Annotated in this window: 18 protein-coding genes and 1 tRNA gene; 13 read left to right on the top strand and 6 right to left on the bottom strand. The window is 38.8% G+C overall.

Annotation, left to right across the window (positions count from 1 at the left end):
- Positions 1–110: 110 nt before the first annotated feature.
- Both CYP28_RS07885 and CYP28_RS07890 read left to right on the top strand, forming a co-directional pair.
- The gene (locus tag CYP28_RS07885) at positions 111–680 is read left to right on the top strand and encodes a hypothetical protein (RefSeq protein WP_103593777.1); all 570 of its coding nucleotides are present in this window, start codon (positions 111–113) and stop codon (positions 678–680) included.
- A gap of 20 nt (positions 681–700) precedes the next feature.
- Positions 701–3,142, top strand: a complete 2,442-nt coding sequence (locus CYP28_RS07890; protein WP_103593778.1) for a molybdopterin-dependent oxidoreductase — start codon at positions 701–703, stop codon at positions 3,140–3,142.
- A 48-nt stretch (positions 3,143–3,190) separates the two neighbouring features.
- Here CYP28_RS07890 and CYP28_RS07895 read toward each other — a convergent pair whose 3' ends face one another.
- Both CYP28_RS07895 and CYP28_RS07900 read right to left on the bottom strand, forming a co-directional pair.
- Positions 3,191–3,508, bottom strand: a complete 318-nt coding sequence (locus tag CYP28_RS07895) for a YolD-like family protein (RefSeq protein WP_258032503.1) — start codon at positions 3,506–3,508, stop codon at positions 3,191–3,193.
- Entirely contained in the window at positions 3,498–4,760 is a 1,263-nt protein-coding gene (locus CYP28_RS07900; protein WP_103593779.1) for a DNA repair protein, read from the bottom strand. The genes CYP28_RS07895 and CYP28_RS07900 overlap by 11 nt, the downstream gene beginning before the upstream one ends.
- A gap of 377 nt (positions 4,761–5,137) precedes the next feature.
- On the opposite strand from CYP28_RS07900, the gene CYP28_RS07905 reads away from it, so the two are divergent.
- Positions 5,138–5,653 (top strand): autotransporter outer membrane beta-barrel domain-containing protein, encoded by a 516-nt coding sequence (locus tag CYP28_RS07905; RefSeq protein WP_103593780.1) that lies wholly within the window; start codon positions 5,138–5,140, stop codon positions 5,651–5,653.
- Positions 5,654–5,699: 46 nt separating this feature from the next.
- Here the strand turns inward: CYP28_RS07905 and aroC are convergent, their stop codons facing one another.
- From aroC to CYP28_RS07925, 4 genes are read right to left on the bottom strand one after another with little or no spacing between them, the layout of a single operon-like run.
- Positions 5,700–6,767 (bottom strand): chorismate synthase, encoded by a 1,068-nt coding sequence (gene aroC, locus CYP28_RS07910; RefSeq protein WP_103593781.1) that lies wholly within the window; start codon positions 6,765–6,767, stop codon positions 5,700–5,702.
- 8 nt (positions 6,768–6,775) lie between these two features.
- Positions 6,776–7,447 (bottom strand): ribonuclease III, encoded by a 672-nt coding sequence (gene rnc, locus CYP28_RS07915; protein ID WP_103593782.1) that lies wholly within the window; start codon positions 7,445–7,447, stop codon positions 6,776–6,778.
- On the bottom strand, positions 7,444–7,878 hold the full coding sequence (rnhA, locus tag CYP28_RS07920; RefSeq protein ID WP_021090299.1) for a ribonuclease HI: 435 nt from the start codon (positions 7,876–7,878) through the stop codon (positions 7,444–7,446). Before rnhA ends, rnc begins: the two co-directional genes overlap by 4 nt.
- On the bottom strand, positions 7,856–8,887 hold the full coding sequence (locus CYP28_RS07925) for a tetratricopeptide repeat protein (protein WP_258032504.1): 1,032 nt from the start codon (positions 8,885–8,887) through the stop codon (positions 7,856–7,858). The genes rnhA and CYP28_RS07925 overlap by 23 nt, the downstream gene beginning before the upstream one ends.
- A 55-nt stretch (positions 8,888–8,942) precedes the next feature.
- Here CYP28_RS07925 and dnaG point away from each other — a divergent pair, with 55 nt between their 5' ends.
- The 10 genes from dnaG (at position 8,943) to CYP28_RS07980 (ending at position 19,576) form a co-directional block, all read left to right on the top strand.
- Positions 8,943–10,622 (top strand): DNA primase, encoded by a 1,680-nt coding sequence (gene dnaG / locus CYP28_RS07930; protein ID WP_103593834.1) that lies wholly within the window; start codon positions 8,943–8,945, stop codon positions 10,620–10,622.
- 105 nt (positions 10,623–10,727) lie between these two features.
- Positions 10,728–11,963 carry a M20 family metallo-hydrolase gene (locus CYP28_RS07935; RefSeq protein WP_103593784.1) on the top strand — a complete coding sequence of 412 codons (1,236 nt, stop codon included), beginning with the start codon at positions 10,728–10,730 and terminating at the stop codon, positions 11,961–11,963.
- Positions 11,964–11,973: 10 nt separating this feature from the next.
- Entirely contained in the window at positions 11,974–13,293 is a 1,320-nt protein-coding gene (locus tag CYP28_RS07940; protein ID WP_103593785.1) for an amidohydrolase, read from the top strand.
- Positions 13,290–13,988, top strand: coding sequence for a dipeptidase PepE (pepE, locus tag CYP28_RS07945; protein WP_103593786.1), 699 nt, complete (start codon positions 13,290–13,292; stop codon positions 13,986–13,988). Before CYP28_RS07940 ends, pepE begins: the two co-directional genes overlap by 4 nt.
- 14 nt (positions 13,989–14,002) lie before the next feature.
- Positions 14,003–15,313 (top strand): C4-dicarboxylate transporter DcuC, encoded by a 1,311-nt coding sequence (gene dcuC / locus CYP28_RS07950; protein WP_103593787.1) that lies wholly within the window; start codon positions 14,003–14,005, stop codon positions 15,311–15,313.
- Between the two features lie 11 nt (positions 15,314–15,324).
- Complete coding sequence (pepT, locus tag CYP28_RS07955) at positions 15,325–16,548, top strand: peptidase T (RefSeq protein ID WP_103593788.1); 1,224 nt, start codon at positions 15,325–15,327, stop codon at positions 16,546–16,548.
- A gap of 59 nt (positions 16,549–16,607) precedes the next feature.
- Complete coding sequence (locus CYP28_RS07960) at positions 16,608–17,597, top strand: argininosuccinate synthase domain-containing protein (protein WP_103593789.1); 990 nt, start codon at positions 16,608–16,610, stop codon at positions 17,595–17,597.
- A gap of 105 nt (positions 17,598–17,702) precedes the next feature.
- A tRNA-Met gene (locus tag CYP28_RS07965) sits at positions 17,703–17,779 on the top strand.
- 970 nt (positions 17,780–18,749) lie between these two features.
- Positions 18,750–19,019 carry a hypothetical protein gene (locus CYP28_RS07975; protein ID WP_181000437.1) on the top strand — a complete coding sequence of 90 codons (270 nt, stop codon included), beginning with the start codon at positions 18,750–18,752 and terminating at the stop codon, positions 19,017–19,019.
- A gap of 11 nt (positions 19,020–19,030) precedes the next feature.
- Positions 19,031–19,576 (top strand): hypothetical protein, encoded by a 546-nt coding sequence (locus CYP28_RS07980; protein WP_103593790.1) that lies wholly within the window; start codon positions 19,031–19,033, stop codon positions 19,574–19,576.
- Positions 19,577–19,681 lie beyond the last annotated feature (105 nt).

The following is a 19,681-nucleotide window of genomic DNA, read 5'->3' on the forward strand; positions in this document are numbered from 1 at the left end:
TTTTAATAAAAATGAATATTAACTTTCTTAAATAAAGCTAAATATAACAATGTAATTTTAAGCCATTAGGTTATAAGATTTTTTTAAATTTTATTTTTAAGGATTGCAATATGAAAATGCTATTTTTAGCCCCTGTCTTAGCATGTAGTCTTGCTTTTAGTGCCGATGTCATCGCAAAAGATGCCAATATAACGCTAGATGGCAAGATGATCGGAAAGATCGAGGTTTTAACGCCAGTTGAGGTTATAGAAAAAGGTGAAAAGACGAGCAAGATAAAAGTTAATGGTGTGGTTTCAACGAACTATTTAGCCCAGCTTCAAAGAAGTATAGAAGATCCGGAAGTTTTTATTGCTTTTAATTATGAAAGTGGGACAAATTTTAAAAAAGTAAAAGATATTGAAGATGAGTATGGCGAAGTATGGTACCAAGCAGAGGGTGTTTATGAGATACCAAATGACGTACTTGGTGGCGATACAAAAAATCTTTATGCAAAAGCACAACAAATTTACGAAGAGACTTGTTCAGCATGTCATAGACTTCATGAGCCAAATAGCTTTACAGCGGCTCAGTGGCCAGCAAATTTAGCTGGAATGGTCGATGCGAAATTTGTTGCACTTGACGAAACTGACCTAAATTTAGTGCTTAAATACCTACAACACAATGCCAAAAAAGTAAAATAAATTTTCATAAGGGAGAAAATATGAAAAGACGAGATTTTATAAAATTTTCTGCACTTGCTGCCACAGCAGCGCAGGCAAACAAGATAGAGGGCGTGACAAAGACCATCTTTGATCAAAGCAAGACCTTTGGCGCAAATAGATTTGGGCTATTTTGGGCAAATACCAACTCAAACCAAATCGTCTCCGTCGATCCGTTTGAGGGCGATAAATTTCCAAATACCATGAACAACAGCTTGCCAGACCTCATCCAAAACGAGAGCCGCGTGCTCTATCCATACGTGAGAAAGAGCTATCTAAAAGCAAAAGGCGCAGCAAAGAGCGAGCTTCGTGGCAAAGAGGAATTTGTGCGCGTTAGCTGGGATACTGCCCTTGATCTAGCAGCAAAAGCCTTAAAAGAAAATTTTGATAAGTATGGCCCTGAGAGCATCTACGGCGAGTGCTACTGGTGGGGCGGTAGCGGCAAGATCAGCTGGGGTAGGACTGTTGGTCACAGGATGCTAAAAGTGCTTGGCGGATATGTAGAAGAGAGCGGCGACTACTCAACGGGTGCTGGCCTTGTTATCATGCTTCACGTCCTAGGCAACAGCGCCGTTTATGATGCTCCGACAAAGTGGGAGGCTATCGCTAAAAACGCTAAAAATGTTGTATTTTGGGGCACTGACCCACTTGTAACTGATCAAATTTCATGGCAGCCACCAACACATGATGGCTATCTTGGCATCAAAAAGATAAAAGAGGCAGGCATAAAAACTTATAGCGTTTGCGTCTTTAAAAACGACACCACAAGATACCTTGACTCTGAAGCTATCATCGTTCGTCCAAATACCGACGTAGCAATGATGCTTGGCATGTGCCACTATCTATATGAAAACAAGCTTTATGACGAAGAATTTATCAAAAAATACACAGTTGGCTTTAATAAATTTAAAGACTACCTACTTGGCACAACCGACAAAGTGGTCAAAGATATCAACTGGGCGAGCAAAATTTGTGGCGTAAAAGCCGAAGATATCGCTAAATTTGCAACAGCGCTTGCGAAAGAGCCAAGCGTCATCATCGCAGGCAGGTCACTTCAAAGACAAGATCACGGCGAGATGGGCTTTTGGGGCATCGTAACACTTAGTGCGATGCTAGGTCAGATTGGCAAAGAGGGTCTTGGGTTTGAGTTTAACCTCTACCACTCAAATGGCGCTACAGACAAGATCGCTCCGTCACTAAAAGGCATCAGCACCAGCATCAGCGAGAAATACGACAACGTAGATGGCGCTCCTTGGAAGAAATTTAAAAACGTCACCATCCCATCTTCAAGATCGATCGAGGCTTTGCAAAACCCTGGCAAAGAGATAGACTATGACGGCTCAAAGATCAAGCTACCACACATGAGAGTGGCTTACATGGCGTCTGGATCGATGTTTACAAGACATCAGGATGTAAATAACGCCGTAAAAGCGTGGCGTAAATTTGACACCGTAATAACCGCTGAGCCATTTTGGACAAGCACAGCAAAACTAAGCGACATCGTCTTGCCAGTAGCCCTTGAAGTCGAGAGAAATGACATCAACCAAAGCGTGCCTACAAACGAGTACATCGTGGCTTATAAGCCTGTCGTAGAGCCTATGGGCGAGAGCAGGAGCGATTACTGGATCTGCTCACAAATCTGCAAACGCTGGGGCAGAGAAGAGGTCTTTACAGAGGGCAAAGATGAGCTTGGCTGGGCGAAAGAATTTTACGCAGACGCAGCTGAGCAAGCTAAGGGCATAAATGTCAAGATGCCAAGCTTTGACGAGTTTTGGAAAGAGGGATATGTTAGATTTGAGCAAGATGACGAAGCGAGCAGATACTACACAAGACTTAGTGCTTTTAGAGAAAATCCTCACAAAAACCGCCTAGGCACGCCATCTGGCAAGATAGAGCTCTACTCTCCAACTATCGCTAAATTTGGCTACAAAGACTTTGCGCCACACGTTGCTTGGATCGAGCCGTTTGAGTGGCTTGGCAGCGAAAAAGCCAAAAAGTATCCATTTAGCGTCACAACCCCGCACTCAAGATACCGCCTCCACTCACAGCTAAATAACTCCGTGATCAGAAACTACGCTGAAGTATGCGCGCGCGAGCCAATGCTAATAAACGTAAATGACGCCAAAGCAAAAGGCATCGCAACTGGCGACGTGGTGAGAGTATTTAACGACAGGGGCGAAATTCTGGTCGGTGCGCTTGTCACTGACATCATCCCAGAGCACGTCATCGCCATCTGCGAAGGCGCATGGTACGATCCTGAAGTGCTAGGTGAGAAGAGCCTTTGCAAGCATGGCTGCGTCAATGTCCTAACTCGCGACAAAGGTACATCTAGTATCGCTCAAAGCAACTGCGGACACACGATCCTTGCAAATTTGGAAAAATATAAAGGCGAGATCAAGCCGATCACTGCGTTTTCTAAACCAAAAATTTTACAATCTTTGTAGAATTTATATAAATTTAGCCCTCGCTTGGGGGCTAAATTTTAAAATGGTTTAATGTCTTCTAACTATCTCCACCTCATTTATATCTTCAAATTTGATCTTAGTTTTTACGATCATAAGAGTTTTATTTTTGAAATTTACGTCAGATATTAGTCCGCTAGCACTTGTATAGGCGTAGCCGTCATGATAGCTCACATATACTTCATCAGCCGGTCTTAGCTCGCTTATCTTTTTTAAAATTTCATCGACCTTGCTCTCGTCAAGCTCTAGTTTTTCGCATTTTTCTCGCTCTCTTGACCGCAGGGTTCGCTCTAAGGTTGAGAGAGGATTAAACGAGCTAAAAATTTTTGCTCTATCTTTACTCGCCACTTTTGTGCCCTCCGATCTTTTTATTTCTATCTTTTCCAGTGGCTTCTGGCAGTAGATCGATCGCTCTTAAAACCGAGTTTTTACCAAATTTTTCTTTTATGAGATTTAGGGATTTTAAAACAGCCTTTTCTTTAGTATCATCCTCAAAAAGACTAGAGTGAGCGAGGCTCTCTTTTACTACGTCATTTGCACTGATGCTAATTTGCCTAATCAGTCCAACATTTTTTATCTTATTTAAGAGTAACTCTTCGGCTGAATTCATCAGCATGCTTGAAACATTTGTTGGTGTCTTAAACCGAACGCTAGCACGCTGGTGTGGCTCGAGTTTGTCGGCAAATTTTATATTTATCGTTATTCCGCTCGCCATTACTTCTTTGTTGATCATCCTAAGTGCTAGTCTATCAGCCATTTCTTTTAGTACGACTACCGCCTCACAACGTTCGTAGTCTCTTGGTAAAATTTCAGAGCTAAAATAGGATTTTGTGCTTGGTTTATAGGCTTTTATGTCAGCTATTGTCGTTGGCTCTATGCCATTTGCGTGATCTATCGTTATATAGGCATCAACTCCAAAAAATTTCTCAAGTAAGCTTCGCGGAGCATTTGATATATCTTTCATACAAAAAATTCCATGTTTTTCCAGCTTTAGCCTAGTTTGCTTACCGATACGCCAAAAGTCATCTAGCGGTTGATGCGTCCAAAGACGTTCTTTGTAAAGCTGCTCGTCTAAAAATGCAATCCCATCATCACTGTGCTTAGCCAGGATATCAAGGGCAATTTTTGCGAGGTATAAATTTGTACCCATGCCACAGGTGGCCGTCACGCCAGTAGTTTTTAAAATTTCATCCATTATCTTTTTGGCTATGGATTTTGCATCGGTATTATAAAATTTAACATAAGAAGTAAGATCGATAAAGGCCTCATCGATAGAATAGACATAGATATCATCTTTTGAGACGTATTTTAGATATATCTCATAAATTTTAGCAGCATAGTCGATGTAAAACTGCATTCTAGGCGGTGCGATGATAAATTTTATAGCCTTTGGTATCTCAAAAAGCCTGCATCTATTTTTCACACCTTTTGCTCTAAGAGCTGGGCTAACGGCTAGGCAAACACTTCCGTTGCCACGACTATCGTCAGCCACGACTAGATCGGCTTTAAACGGATCAAGCCCTCGCTCCACACACTCAACTGAGGCGTAAAATGACTTTAGATCAATGACGGCATAAAATTTTTGTGCTTCGTTTTTCATGTAGTGATTATAGATGAAAATTAGTAAAAGTTCGTTTTTGAAAAATTGATCTTAAGGCTAAAATTTCTAATAAAAATTTTTTAGAAACAAAATAAGTAAAATGGATAAATTTTACTAGCGGAGTTAGGGTAAATGCAATGCATAAAGAAGTTAATATAACTAACTGGACCTTCTATTGAAAAAAGTAGACAATCAGGTGTTTATATTGGTTTAACAGATAGAAGTGATGTAAATTCTAGCAAAGTAAAAATAAAAATGGCGAGTCTATGCTCGGAGCTTTTGCTATACCAACATTTGATAACAGCGATGAAGATGTCAAAATAGATGGTAGAGTTAGAAACTATGGACTTGGTATTTTTTAAGGCTAAATTTTTCACGTGATTTTTATATCGATCTCATGGCAAAAAGCTGGTAGGAGTCAAACTAAGGTTGATGCAAAAGATGTAGATTATAAAATCTCGATGCCATACTACAATGCTAGCTTTGGTGTCGGCAAAAAGATAAAATTTGATAGCTTTATACTTGATGGTGGGCTAAACTACGCACTCTCTTATGTCGGTAGCGATGAGGCAGATATCGGACAAAGCACATTAAAATTTAGCAGAGTTACATCAAGTAGAGCTAAAATTTACTCAAAAATAGCCTATGATGCTGGTAAATTTAATCCTTATGGAAAAATTAGCACTGAGTATAAATTTAATACAAAATCAAAAATAGCAGTGATCCAAGAAGACGAGGAGATCAGCCTAACTCAAAAAGGAACAAGCTCGGAGGTTAAGGTCGGTCTAAGATATACGCCAACTTATGCAACACTCATAAATTTTGGCATAGCACAATCTTTTGGTAAAAAAGATCAAAGCAGCACAAAACTTCAGTTTGCTTATAGATTCTAAAATTTAGTGGCTTTTAGGCCACTAAATTTTACTCATTTTTATAGATTTAACCGTAAATTTTCTTTAAATTTTCAAGCTTTGTACTAGCATTTAGTAGTAACATATCGGCGATAACTAGCCTTATCATCGCGGTTGCAACGACGCTTCCTCGTATGCCTATACAAGGATCATGCCTGCCTCTTAGCTCAAAGTCTACCACTTCGCCAGCTAAATTTAGCGTCTTTTGCTCTTTAAATATCGAAGGTGTTGGCTTAAAATGACTCTTTAGCACGATCTCGGCACCACTGCTTATACCGCCAAGTATGCCACCAGCGTTATTGCTCAAAAAGCCAAGCTCGTCCATCTCGTCATTGTTTGCTGAGCCCATCATAGAGCTTACATTCACGCCAGCGCCTATCTCAACGGCCTTTACACCATTTATGCTCATCAAAGCCGCTGCTAACGCGCTATCTAGCTTATCATAAAGTGGCTCACCAAGACCAGCTGGCACTCCTCTAGCCACGCTTAAAACCACAGCTCCTACGCTATCGTGCTCGCTTCTAGCTTTATTTATCACTTCTTTCATCGCTTCTTCATTGCCAAGAGCATAAATTTGAGAATTTTTAGCAAAGTTAAAGTCTATTTTGTCGCTAAAAACTTTGCCTATGCCAAGTACTCCACTTAAAATTTCTATATTAAACTCATTTAAAAGCAGCTGCGCAAAAGCCCCACCAGCTACTCTAACGGCCGTTTCTCTTGCGCTTGAGCGTCCGCCGCCTCTGTGATCTCTAAAGCTATATTTTTTAAGATATGTAAAATCTGCATGGCCTGGGCGAAAAATTTCACGTAAATTTTCATAGTCGTTTGACTTTTGGTTGTTATTAAAAATGGCAAAACCTATTGGCGCACCAGTACTCATGCCATAAAAGACGCCACTAAAAATTTCTATCTTATCGGCTTCATCTCTTGCAGTTGTAAAGTTGCTTTGTCCAGGGCGGCGTCTATCTAGCTCACTTTGGATGAAATCTGTATCAATCTTTAGCCCAGCTGGAAGTCCGTCTATCACACCGCCGATCGCCACCCCGTGGCTCTCGCCAAAGGTTGTTAATGTTAGTTTTTTGCCAAATGTATTCAAAATTTTTCCTATTTTTTGATTTTTTCTAGTGCGATTTTTGCTGCGAGCTGTTGGGCTTGCTTTTTAGAGCTACCAACGGCACGTGAAATTTCTTTACCATTTAGTAGCAAGGCTATCTCAAATTCTTTCTTATGATCAGGACCTGACGTACCGATGAGCTCGTACGATGGTATTACACCAAGACTGGCCTGAGTGACCTCTTGAAGAGCGGTTTTGTAGTCCTTTTCTAGGTGTGCAAAGTCGATCTGTGGATAGCAAAGCTCAAGCAGAGCGATCGAAATTTCTCGCACCTTATCAAGTCCAGCCTCAAGGTAGATAGCGCCTATCACTGCCTCAAATGCATCGCTTAAAATGCTATCTTTCTCGCGTCCGCCATTATTCTCTTCAGCCGTGCTTAGCCTTAAAAATTTACCCATTTTTAGATGCCTTGCCATATTTGCAAAGCTTTTTTCATTTACAAGCGCAGCTCTTAGCTTACTCATGTCGCCCTCTGCGATCTTGCTAAATTTTTTAAAAAGATACTCAGCCACGAGCAGATCCATCACCGCATCGCCCAAAAACTCGAGCCTTTCGTTATTTAACGCCTGTTTGGTGCTCTTGTGTGTTAGTGCCTCTTCTAAAAGTTCAGTTTTTTTAAATTTATATCCAAGACTATTTTCAAATTCTTCTAAAATTTTCATCTTTCATTCTCATCTTTTATTTTTAATGCCTCGTCCCTTGCCATCTGGTCGCACTCCTCGTTTTCAGGGTGTCCAGCGTGCCCCTTAACCCAGCTTGCCACGACTTTGTGAGGCTTTGAAATTTCTAAATACTCCTGCCAAAGCTCTACATTTTTTACGTTTTTAAAATTTCTCTTTTGCCAGTTAGAAAGCCACTCATTTATGCTATTTACCACGTATGAGCTATCGGTAAATAGCCTCACTTCACAGGGCTCTTTTAGCGCTTTTAGCCCCATTATCGCAGCTTTTAACTCCATTTGATTATTTGTCGTATATGCCTCGCCGCCGCTTGCTTTTTTCTGTGCTTCGTTAAATCTCAATATATATGCCCAGCCACCAGCTCCAGGGTTTCCAAGACACGAGCCGTCGCTAAAAAGTGTTACTATCTTCACTTGCTTTTTCTGTGATGTGGGATAAAATTTTGACACTTCCTAGCTCGTGACAGACTGGACAGCGGTAAAAATGCATAGGAAATGAGTTTTTGCAGCTTTTGCAAACGTAGTTAAAGCTTAGTCCTGCTGCGTCAAATTTAGCGTCTTTTAGCTTTTTGATGACGTTTAGCTCAAAACCATAAATTTCACATGGCTCATCTATATCGCCCTTTGCGTAAAAGAGTGATTTGTACTTTGGATCGCTTAAATTTATAGGCGTTTTTAGGTTGTAAAGCAGATCGATCACATCTTCAAAACGAGCAAAATCTTTTAAATTTTCTAAATTTTCATTGTGCCTTATGAAAAGTGCCAAGATCATACGCTTTAAAAGCTCAAAATTTTGGCTAAGGTGGGAGAGAATTTCTACCTTTTCATTAAAGCTTAAATTTCTATCATCAAGCGTGCTGATCGCCTTTATATAGGCTTTTTGATCTTTTACATTTACACCAAGCTCTTCAAGAGAATTTAGCGCATAAAGGGCTTCTTTGTAGTTTTTAAGTTTTTCATCTATCATCGTTAAAAAGCGAAGTGCAAGCACATTTCTTGGGCTTAGTTCAAGCACTTTTTCAAAGACTTCGCTAGCTTTTTTTAAAAATCCAGCCTTAAAATAGACCTCTCCAAGCTCGTTTAGGATAAATTCTTTTTCATTTTTATCTCTAACTTTGCCAAGCGCTATGAGATAAACACTAATTGATTTTTCAAAATCACCATTTTTAGCGAAAGTTTGCCCTAGCATGCAAAGGCTTTGAGCGTCTATCTCTGGGCTTTGTAGCATTTGCTTATGCTCGCTACTTATACCGTCTTTGTTATCAAATTTTCTTATAAATTTTTCGATTCTTTTTTTCTCATCTTTGCTCGAAAAAATACCCCAAGCATAGCTTAATGCGGCTATCATCAAAATAATGCTAAATAAAATAATAAGGCTAAATATCGGATCTCTGTGTCCAATGAAAAAAATATCCACGCTCATACTTTGTAATAAAATTTTACTTTAATTATAACAAAGCGGTTGTATAATTTTGCTTATGATAGATCCAAAATCCATAGAAAAACTCAAAAATCAAATCGATATCGTTGACATTATAGAGCACTATTTGCCAGTTAAAAAAATGGGTGCAAACTACAAATGTGTCTGCCCATTTCATGACGATAGAAATCCTAGCATGAGCATAAGTCAAAGTAGGCAAATTTTTCACTGTTTTGCTTGCAAGGCCGGCGGAGATGCGATCAAATTTGTAATGGATTATGAGAAATTAACCTATCCAGAAGCTATCGAAAGAATAGCTAGCCTTGTAAATTTTAGCCTCGAATACACAAGCGATAAAGCCCCAACACAAAAAGAAAATAAGCACATTTTAGAAAAGGTAAATGCCTTTTATAGGAGCGAATTTTTCAAGCATGAAGCCGCTGTGAGATATATCTATTCTCGTGGCATAAATGATGCGATGATCGAGAAATTTGAGCTTGGCTGGGCAGGGGAGAGCGCTAGTACCATTAGACTTTTGCAAAATGAAAATATCGAGCCAAAAGAGGCGCTTGAAGTTGGAATCGTAAAGCAAAACGAGAAGGGAATTTATGCTAGTTTTATCGAGCGTATTACATTTCCCATATATGCACATACGGCAAAGCTAGTTGGCTTTGGTGGCAGAACGATCTCAGATCATCCTGCAAAATATGTAAATTCTCCACAAAGCATGGTTTTTGACAAGTCAAAGCTACTTTACGGCTACCACTTAGCTAGGCAAAGTATTTTTGAAAAGAAGCAGATCATCATCACAGAGGGATATTTAGATGTTATCATGCTGCACTTTGCAGGCTTTACAAACGCTGTTGCCGTGCTTGGGACTGCGCTTACGACTAATCACTTACCGCTTTTAAAAAGAGGTGAGATAAGCGTAGTGCTTTGTTTTGATGGCGACTCGGCTGGTATAAATGCCGCTATAAAGTCATCTCGTCTTTTGGTGCAAAACGAAATAGATGGAAGCGTTGTAATCATAAAAGATGGTGCAGACCCTGCGGATATGGTTTTTGCAGGTAGAAGTAACGAGCTAAAAGAGATGTTTGGCTCTGGGACTGAGCTTGGTGAGTTTTATATCGAGCAAGTTGCCAAGAAATACGACATATCACGTCCAGTACAAAAGCAAAAATGCCTAGAAGAGATAGTGGAATTTACAAATTCTCTAAAGCCAATAATCGCAAAAAGCTACGAATTGCTGGTATCAAATTTACTCAAAATAGAGCTAAATACTTTTAGCCTTCACGGACAAAGATATATAAATAGACAAGATCAAAATTTTACAAATGCTACAACAACAAATAAGCAAACGGTTCAAAAAAAAGATAAAACTGATATTTTGGAATTTAGTGTTTTAAAGAGTATGCTAGCAAATAAAAATTACGAAGCTATCGTTTTAAACGAGCTTGAGGAGAAATTCTTCTTGCACCATAAAGATTATTTTCAGGCTGTTTTATTGCCAAATATTGAAGATAATGCGGTGCTTGTTAGAGAAATTTATGTTGATGAGAGCTCAAACGTAGCTTCTAGTGAAGATAGCCTTAAAGAGGCCATTTTAAAGCTAAAACTAAAATACTATGAGAAGTTTCGCGAAGATACTAGAAAATCACAAAAACCAAATAAAATCGAAATAATGCAAAAAATTTCAGAGATCATTAAAGGCTTACACAACAAGCTACAAAAAAATTAGATTTCAAAATTTAACACTTATTCAGCTTTAAATCATAAAACTAAATGTAAAATGCGTAAAGTAATAAATGTTTTTAAGATTAGTTTTATTTTTTAAGGGTTTATTATGATAAATTTTAAAAGATTTGAAGCGAATTTTAATGCTATAAGCAGATTTGGAGCATTAAAAGGAGGTGGTCTTACAAGGCTTGCATTTAGCAAAGAAGACCTGGAAGCTAGAAATTTTCTTGTAAATTTAATAGAAGAAAATGGATTTAAGCTTAAAATCGACAATGTCGGTAACATATATGCCATATATGACGATGGCTGTGAGCCAGGCGAGAAGCCGGTTTGTGTGGGCTCTCATATCGATAGTGTGCCAAATGGTGGCTTTTACGATGGTACGCTTGGTGTCATGGCAGGACTTGAAGCGCTAACCTCGATAAAAGAAGCTGGCATTAAGTTAAAGCGTCCGCTTTGGCTGATTAACTTTTGCTGCGAAGAATCGAGTCGCTTTAAGACAGCAACTATCGGAAGTAAGATAATAAGTGGCAAGCTTGGTTTGCAAAGGCTTCATGAGCTAAAAGATGAAGATGGTATCTCGCTCTTTGAGGCGATGAGTAAATTTGGACTTGACCCACAAAATTTAAATGATTCTATTTTAAAAGAACACTCACTTCATTCATATTTAGAACTTCACATTGAACAAGGCCCAGTGCTTGAGCGAAGTGATATAAGCGTTGGTGTAGTAAGCGGTATCGCCGCTCCTATTAGATTTGAAATTATTATTCATGGTAAGGCAGATCACAGCGGTGCAACGCCGATGAATATGCGAAATGATGCTTTGCTAGCTGCTTCACACATCATAATCGCTGCAAATAAATTTGCCAAAAGCAAAAAAACGGCTGTAGCAACCGTTGGCTATGCTCATGCAAAGCCTGGCGTTTTAAACGTCGTACCAGGCGAGGTAAGGCTTGGAGTTGATCTAAGAGATATAGACAAAGCGAGCTTAAATGAGCTAAATAATGAGCTTAGAAATTTTATAAACGAATTAAGCAGTGAGCTAAAATTTAGCTACGAGATAAGAGAACTTAGCAGCGACGAGCCGGTAAAATTAAGCGAACACGCTATAAATTTACTTACCCAAGAGGCTGCTAAGCTTGGCATAAAAACGCTTACTTTGCCAAGCGGAGCCGGACACGATGCGATGAATCTAACAAAACTTGCAAGTAGTGTTGGCATGCTTTTTATACCTTGCGTTGGTGGCATCAGTCACAATATAGCAGAGGCTATAAATTTTGATGATGCTTTCAAAGCTACACAAATTTTAACAAATGCACTAATTAAACTATCAAATGAATAAGGAGAAACCTATGGACAAAATAGCAAATTTGGCTCTTTCTTTAAAAGATGAGCTGATCAAGGATCGCAGGTATTTTCACTCACATCCAGAGACTGGCTGGTTTACATTTTTTACAACCGCCGTACTAGCAAAGAGACTTAGCGATCTTGGTTATGAAATAAGCCTTGGCGACAAGGTCGTTAAAGCCGATGCAAGGCTTGGCCTTGGCTCAAAAGAGCAATGCGAAAAAGCAATAGAAAGAGCCAAAAAACTCCTAAGTCCTGAAGAAGCAAAATATCTTCCTTATATGAAAGATGGCCTAACTGGCCTAACTGCCTTTATAGATACAAAAAGGCCTGGTAAATTTACAGCATTTAGATTTGACATAGATAGCGTCGATGTGACAGAGAGCGCAGACGCTGATCACAGACCTTACAAAGAGGGCTTTGGCGCAGATATCGCTGGTATCACGCATGCTTGTGGGCATGACGGACACATGTCAATAGGTCTTGGTGTGGCAAAACTTATAGCTGAAAATTTAGATGAGTTTAACGGTAAATTTAAATTTATCTTCCAAACAGCAGAAGAGGGCACAAGAGGAGCTGTGGCTATGGAAGCTGCTGGTGTGCTTGATGGTGTAGAGTATCTACTGGGTGGTCACATCGGCTTTCAAGCAAAAACCAATAGAGGCATCATATGTGGAACAAATAAGCTACTTGCAACTTCAAAATTTGATGTACATATCACCGGTCGTTCAGCTCACGCAGCAGGAGCACCACAAGATGGCGCAAATGCCCTTTTAGCTGCATCTCAAATGGCGCTAAGCATGCATGGTATCACAAGACATGCAAAAGGCGTGACTAGGATAAACGTAGGCGTTTTAAAAGCAGGTGAGGGTAGAAACGTCATAGCACCAAACGGCTATCTAGCTTGCGAAACAAGAGGTGAGGATACAAATTTAAACGAATTTATGTATGAAAAATGCATGGATATCGTTAAAGGCGTTAGCCAAATTTACGGAGTAGAGAGTAAAGTCGTAATGACTGGTGGCACAAGTGGAGCCGATAGCGATAAAGAGGTAACAGAAATTTTCTATGAAGCAGCTAAAGAGAGTCCATTTATAGATGATGACAAGATCGTAAAAGAGCTTGATTTTGGTGCTTGTGAAGATTTTGCTCATTTTATGAGAGCTTTGCAAGATAGAGGCGCAAAGAGCGGATATATGATGATAGGAACAAACCTAAAAGCAGGCCATCACAACTGCAAATTTGACTTTGACGAGGAGTGTTTGGTAGCCGGAGTTGATGTCTATCTAAGATCTGCTTACAAACTAAATGGAGTAAAAAAATGAAAAACGCTTTACTAATCAGCGCTTCAAGCTATAAAGATACTGGCTATTTAAGGCACTGCAAAAACTGGGTTAAGGACTTTTTGGGTGAGAGCGGTAAGGATGAAATTTTATTTATCCCTTACGCTGGAGTTAGGCGAACAAATGACGAGTATGAGCAAAAAGTAATTGATAGATTAAAAAATAGCAATATAAAATCAATCCATCACTACGAGGATAAAATCTCAGCTATCAAAAATGCTAGCAGTATCGCAGTTGGCGGCGGAAATACCTTTATGCTGCTTTACACTCTTTACAAGCTAAATTTGATTGAGCCTATAAAAGAAGCTGTGGCAAATGGCACAAAGTATTTTGGCTGGTCGGCTGGCGCAAACATAGCTGGCAAGACGATGATGACGACAAATGATATGCCTATCATCATGCCAAAGTCATTTGATAGCTTAAATATCTTCCCATATCAGATCAACCCGCACTTCATAAGTGGCAAGCTAGCAGGCCATAACGGCGAGAGCAGGGAGGAGAGGTTGGAGGAATTTTTAATAGCTAATCCAAAAGATACTATCTACGCACTGCCTGAGGGCACAGCTTTGCTTATAGCGGACAACGATGCTGAGGTCATAGGACATAGTGAAATTTTAAAATTTGAGTATCAAAAAGAGATAGAAAAAATAGAAGTTGGAACTAAATTTAAAATCTAAACAAGGAGAGAGGTATGGAAACATTTAAGCTAATTGCTGCCATTCTTGGCATTGCAGCTGTTGTGGCACTTCTTGTCTTAAAAAAAGAGACAAGAACGGTGCTAATAGGTGTTGGTTTGGTGCTTTGTATAATCGCACTAAAACCGATGGGGGCACTAAGTGCTTTTACTGACTATATGACTAAAGCAGGGCTTATAAAGGCGATTTGTGCCAGTATGGGTTTTGCGTTTGTTATGAAATACACAATGTGTGATAAACACCTTGTTGCGCTTCTTACAAAGCCACTTAAAAATGTGGGTTTTATCTTGATCCCCGCAACAACCGTGCTAACTTATTTTATAAATATCGCTATCCCTTCAGCTGCAGGATGTTCCGCTGCTGTTGGTGCAACGCTTATACCGCTTCTAATGGCTTCAGGTATCCGCCCAGCTATGGCTGGTGCTGCTGTTTTTGCGGGTACATTTGGTGGAGTCTTAAGCCCGGGATCGGCTCACAACGTCTATGTAGCTGATCTTGTTAAAAAAACGGTTGAGGGCTACACAGTTCAAGATGTCATAAAAGTGCAAATTCCAAGTGCATTTACTGCTCTTGTTATCGTAGTGATCGCATTAATTATTGTTGCGATACTGCTTAAAGACTATCAAAAAAATACAAATTTTACTCTTGAAAGTAGTACTGCTAGCGAAGAGAAACCACTATTTAAAGTAAATTTCATCTACGCCATTATGCCTCTAGTTCCACTTGTTATATTGGTTATTGGCGGAACAAGCCTTGCAAAAGATTATAGCTTTCTTGCATGGACAAAGATGGGCGTTGCTGAGGCGATGATACTAGGCGCTATCATAGCTATTTTTGCTACGCTTACAAATCCGCAAAAGATCACAAAAGAATTTTTTAACGGAATGGGCCACGCTTATGCTGACGTTATGGGTATCATCATCGCAGCTGGTGTCTTTGTCGCTGGCTTAAAGGCATGTGGAGCCGTTGATGTGGTCATCGCATGGCTAAAAACAGATCAAAGTTACGTTAAATTTGGCGGAACGTTTGTGCCTTTTATCATGGGTATAGTTACAGGTTCAGGCGACGCTGCTACATTTGCATTTAACGAAGCTGTCACAACAAACGCCGCTGCACTTGGCTTTGAACAAGATAAGCTTGGTATGGCAGCAGCTATTGCTGGTGCTTTAGGTAGATCAGCTTCTCCGATTGCCGGTGCTGCTATCGTTTGTGCAGGCATTGCGATGGTTAGTCCAGTTGAAATCGCTAAAAGAACATTTTTAGGTATGTTTATCTCTGTTGTAGCGATTGCATTTTTTGTCATCTAAAAGGATGAAAAATGGATATCGTAGAGAGATTTTTAAACTACACAAAATTTAACACCACAACAAATAAAGAAAATGGGTTAAAAGGTGTCATGCCTTCTAACCCAACCGAGTACGAGCTGGCTAAGTTTTTAGAAGAAGAGCTTAGCTCGCTAGGCATAAAAGATATCATTTTGCAAGACAATGCTATCTTGATAGCAAAAATTCCTGCAAATTGCGAAAATGCTCCAAGCATTGCCTTCTTTGGGCATTTAGATACAAGTAGTGAGCAAAAAAATGATACCAAAGCTAAAATCGTAAAATACACTGGTGGCGACATCTGCCTAAACGAAGAGCAAGGAATTTATCTAAAATTTAGCGATAACCCAGAGCTTAAAAAATACGAGGGCGACGATATAGTCGTGACTGACGGCACTAGCTTGCTTGGCGCTGATGATAAGGCGGCGATCGCTAGTATCGTAAATATGGCTAGCTTTTTCATGCAAAATCCTGATGTAAAGCATGGCAAGATCGTGATCTGCTTTGTGCCTGATGAGGAGCAGGGCTTGCTTGGTGCAAAGGCGCTTGATGTAAATTTACTTGGAGCTGATTTTGGCTACTGCTTAGACTGCTGCGAGATAGGCGAGCTAATATATGAAAACTGGAACGCAGCTGACTGCACAATGGTCTTTAAAGGCGTTTCGGCTCATCCGATGAACGCAAAGGGTAAGCTTGTAAATTCGCTACTTCTTGCGCATAAATTTATCTCGCTTTTGCCAGGTGGCGAAGTACCAGAGTGTACCGAGGGCAAGGAGGGCTACTTCTGGGTAAAAGAGCTTAGCGGAAATAGTGCGAAAACAACTCTTAAGATCGATATAAGAGAATTTGATGAGGTGAAATTTCAAAAAAGGCTTGAGTTTTTAAGCGATATGGCAAATTCATTTAACAAAATTTATGGAGATCGTTGCGAAATCACGCTAAAAATACGCTATGAAAACGTCTTTAAGTTCTTAAAAGATGAAAATTCACTCCCGATAAAACTGGCAAAAGATGCCTTTAGCGAGCTAAATATCACGCCAAATATAAAGCCGATGCGTGGCGGATATGATGGCGCTGTGATATCTGCAAAAGGTGTGCCAACGCTAAATTTATTCACAGGGGCAAATAACTTTCACTCCGTCTTCGAGTATTTGCCAGTTAGCAGTCTAAAAGCCGCGAGTGAAGTGATTAAAAAAATCGTAATTAACGCTGCTAAATAAACTTCATAAAAGCCTAGATTTAGTAAATTTAGGCTTTAAATTTTACTTTCAGGATAAAAATGAAGGCTTTAGCTTTGTTTAGCGGAGGGCTTGATAGCATGCTCTCAATGAAATTAATAAGCGATCAAAACATCGAAGTGGTCGCACTTTATATGGATACTGGATTTGGCGTAGATGAAGAAAAACATGAAATTTTAAGACGCCGTGCAGCTTTGGCTGGGGCTAGTTTAAAAGTGGTTGATATGAGAAATGAGTATCTTCGTGATGTGCTTTTTAACCCAAAATACGGCTACGGCAAGCAGTTTAACCCATGTATTGATTGTCACGGATATATGTTTAAAACAGCTCTAAATATGCTAAAAAGTGAAAATGCAAATTTTATCATCACGGGCGAAGTTTTGGGTCAAAGGCCGATGAGCCAGCGAAGAGATGCACTCTTTCAGGTTAAGCGTCTAGCTGATGATGAGGATGATCTAGTACTTCGTCCGATGTGCGCTAAGCTTTTACCACCAACAAAGCCAGAGCGCGAGGGTTGGGTCGATAGAGAGAAGCTACTTGATATAAGTGGACGTGATAGAAAGCCGCAGCTTGCTTTGGCAAAGGAATTTGGCTTTGAGGACTTTGCCACGCCAGGAGGCGGATGTTTGCTAACGATCGAGAGCTTTGCTGTGAAGATAAAGGATTATCTAAATTTTGATAAAGAGATGCGAGATATCGATGTAACGTGGCTAAAGCTTGGTAGGCATCTGCGCTTGCCAGATGGTGCAAAAATGATAATAGGCCGTGACGAGAGCGATAATAACGCACTTTTAGCACATCCAAACGATAAATTTGAACAAGTAAAATTTAAAGAGAGCGATGACATCGTAGGAGCCGTTAGCTTCATAAGCAAAAACGCTAGTAAAGCCGACAAAAAGCTTGCTGCAAGGCTTGCATTAGCTTATACAAAAGCAAGTAAAGAGAATGAATTTGAAGTTAGCGTCGCTGGCGAGAAATTTAGTATCACACCTGAGGATAAATCTCTAGCTCAAAATCATTTTGTAAAATAGACGTTTTGTCTATTCTTGGTACTTTTACTTTGTGTTTGTAGATAAAGATAGTTTTTATCTATAAATAAGTTTAAAAATTATATAATCCGAAACTTATTTTAAAGTGTCACGGTAGCTCAGCTGGTTAGAGCGCTGGTCTCATAAGCCGGAGGTCGGGAGTTCAAGTCTCCCCCGTGACACCATAAATACCTAAACTACGATGTTTCTACAATATTATATTGCAGTTACCTTTCATTAAATATAGCTTAATGTTTGTAGCAAAACAAAATTTTATGTAGCAAATTTTTAAGCTTGCAGTAATTTTAACACGTTTTTTGTAAAATTTTAAAAAACAAGTAAAATTTTTTAACGAATCATCTACTATGATATAATCTGTCACTCTACTGTGTTAAATTTTTATCATAACTTAAATAAAATGAGTATAGATGTGTAGTAAAAATGGCGTTTATAGCTATTGAATATGGGCTAAAAAATATTTTTGATGATTATGATTTATTCATATTTCCTAGCAATAAAACACAAAATAGAGATAGGCTGCATAAGCATCACGAGATCCTGCGTGTGTCAAATACCGGCTCCCATTTATAAAGATAAAAGAGCCAGAGTATTTAAAGGCAAAATTTGAGAATTTGCTTGGAGAGTATTTGGTGCGCAATTGATGATGATGCAATAATTTTTATTTGGTAATTTTAAGATATTTGTTTCGATTCCTCATATAAATACTAGCATTAAGTAATTCATAAGTATTTTTATGCTATACAATCAATTATAAGCAAAAACCCCTTGATATATCGTGCTTTTTAAAACATAAAATCATTTTTTTATTCTACTTACTATCAAATTCATTGACTCGACTATAAAAAAAGATTATAATGCTCACAATTTTTAAAAATATATTAATTAAAAAAGGAACCAGCATGAATAAAACTAATTAAAAGTAGAGGTTCTATTTAAGTATTTAATTAAAGAGAACCCCTACGATAAGTTGCGAGAACCCTTATTGTAATTGTTCTCTACTTTTAAACTACTTAAATAAAAAACTTCATTAGTACCAACCATATTGAGTTTATTGGGCACACTATAAGTATGTCTATTCGGTGAGATGGCTATTGCTGTCTTTATAAAATTTTTAAAAAGTCATAGGAGAAAAATATGGCGAATAAAAAAATGCTTTTAAATGATTTAAAAGCTATTAGAAAAAATAAAACAAAACAGGAGATTAAAAAAGCATGCTTGGATGTCTTTTTTCCAGAAAAGGTAACATTCAAAGAATGCAAGTTACTAATCGAAAATCGTTATAGCGTAAAGCTATCAAATAAAGAGTTTTCCAAATGGAGGAAAGAGTATGATGCAAAAGACACACATCAAGCCTCTCATACAGATCAAATTCCTGAGGTTAAAGAAGACGAAAAAAAACGATGAGGAGCTAAGCAATGGCACTAACAATCAAGAGTAGCGATACAGCAGTTGCGGCAAATGCTGTAATTGCTCTACAAGAACATATCGAAATGAGCAATAAGGCTAGTGAAAATATTAGAAATAATATTGAACTTTTTAATCAAGCCGCAGATAGCTTTGATAAAAGCTTTAAAGAAAAAATAGAACTTATAGAGCAAGGAGGTATTGAACTTATAAATGCAACAAAAGAGATTCAAAACAACTTTCAAAATACTCTAAAGAGTGCAGATAAAACTATATCAAAGATTAACTCATCTTTTACCTCTTTGATGAAAAAGATAGCATATGTGTTAATTACCATTGTGTTTATAGAAGCACTCTTCTTTTTTGGCTACTTGTTTTATGATAGCCATAAGACAAATGAAACCAAATCTGCACTACAAAATAGGCTAGATAAAGCACTTTATAACGTGTCTAATCTTCAAGGCTTTATTATCCATATCTACAACCAAGATGGTCAAAAAGCTAGTGAAGATTTTACTAAATGGCTAAACACAAATGGTGATGGTAATGTTCAGTAGTAAGCAAATTTTTCTAATAGCAAGACACATACAATGTATGACACTTCGTTTTCATACCTTGTATAATCTTGCTCTGCCGAGGGCTACAATGCGAGATATAAGAAG

The sequence above is a fragment of the Campylobacter concisus genome, from assembly GCF_002914195.1.
Taxonomy (GTDB): domain Bacteria; phylum Campylobacterota; class Campylobacteria; order Campylobacterales; family Campylobacteraceae; genus Campylobacter_A; species Campylobacter_A concisus_M.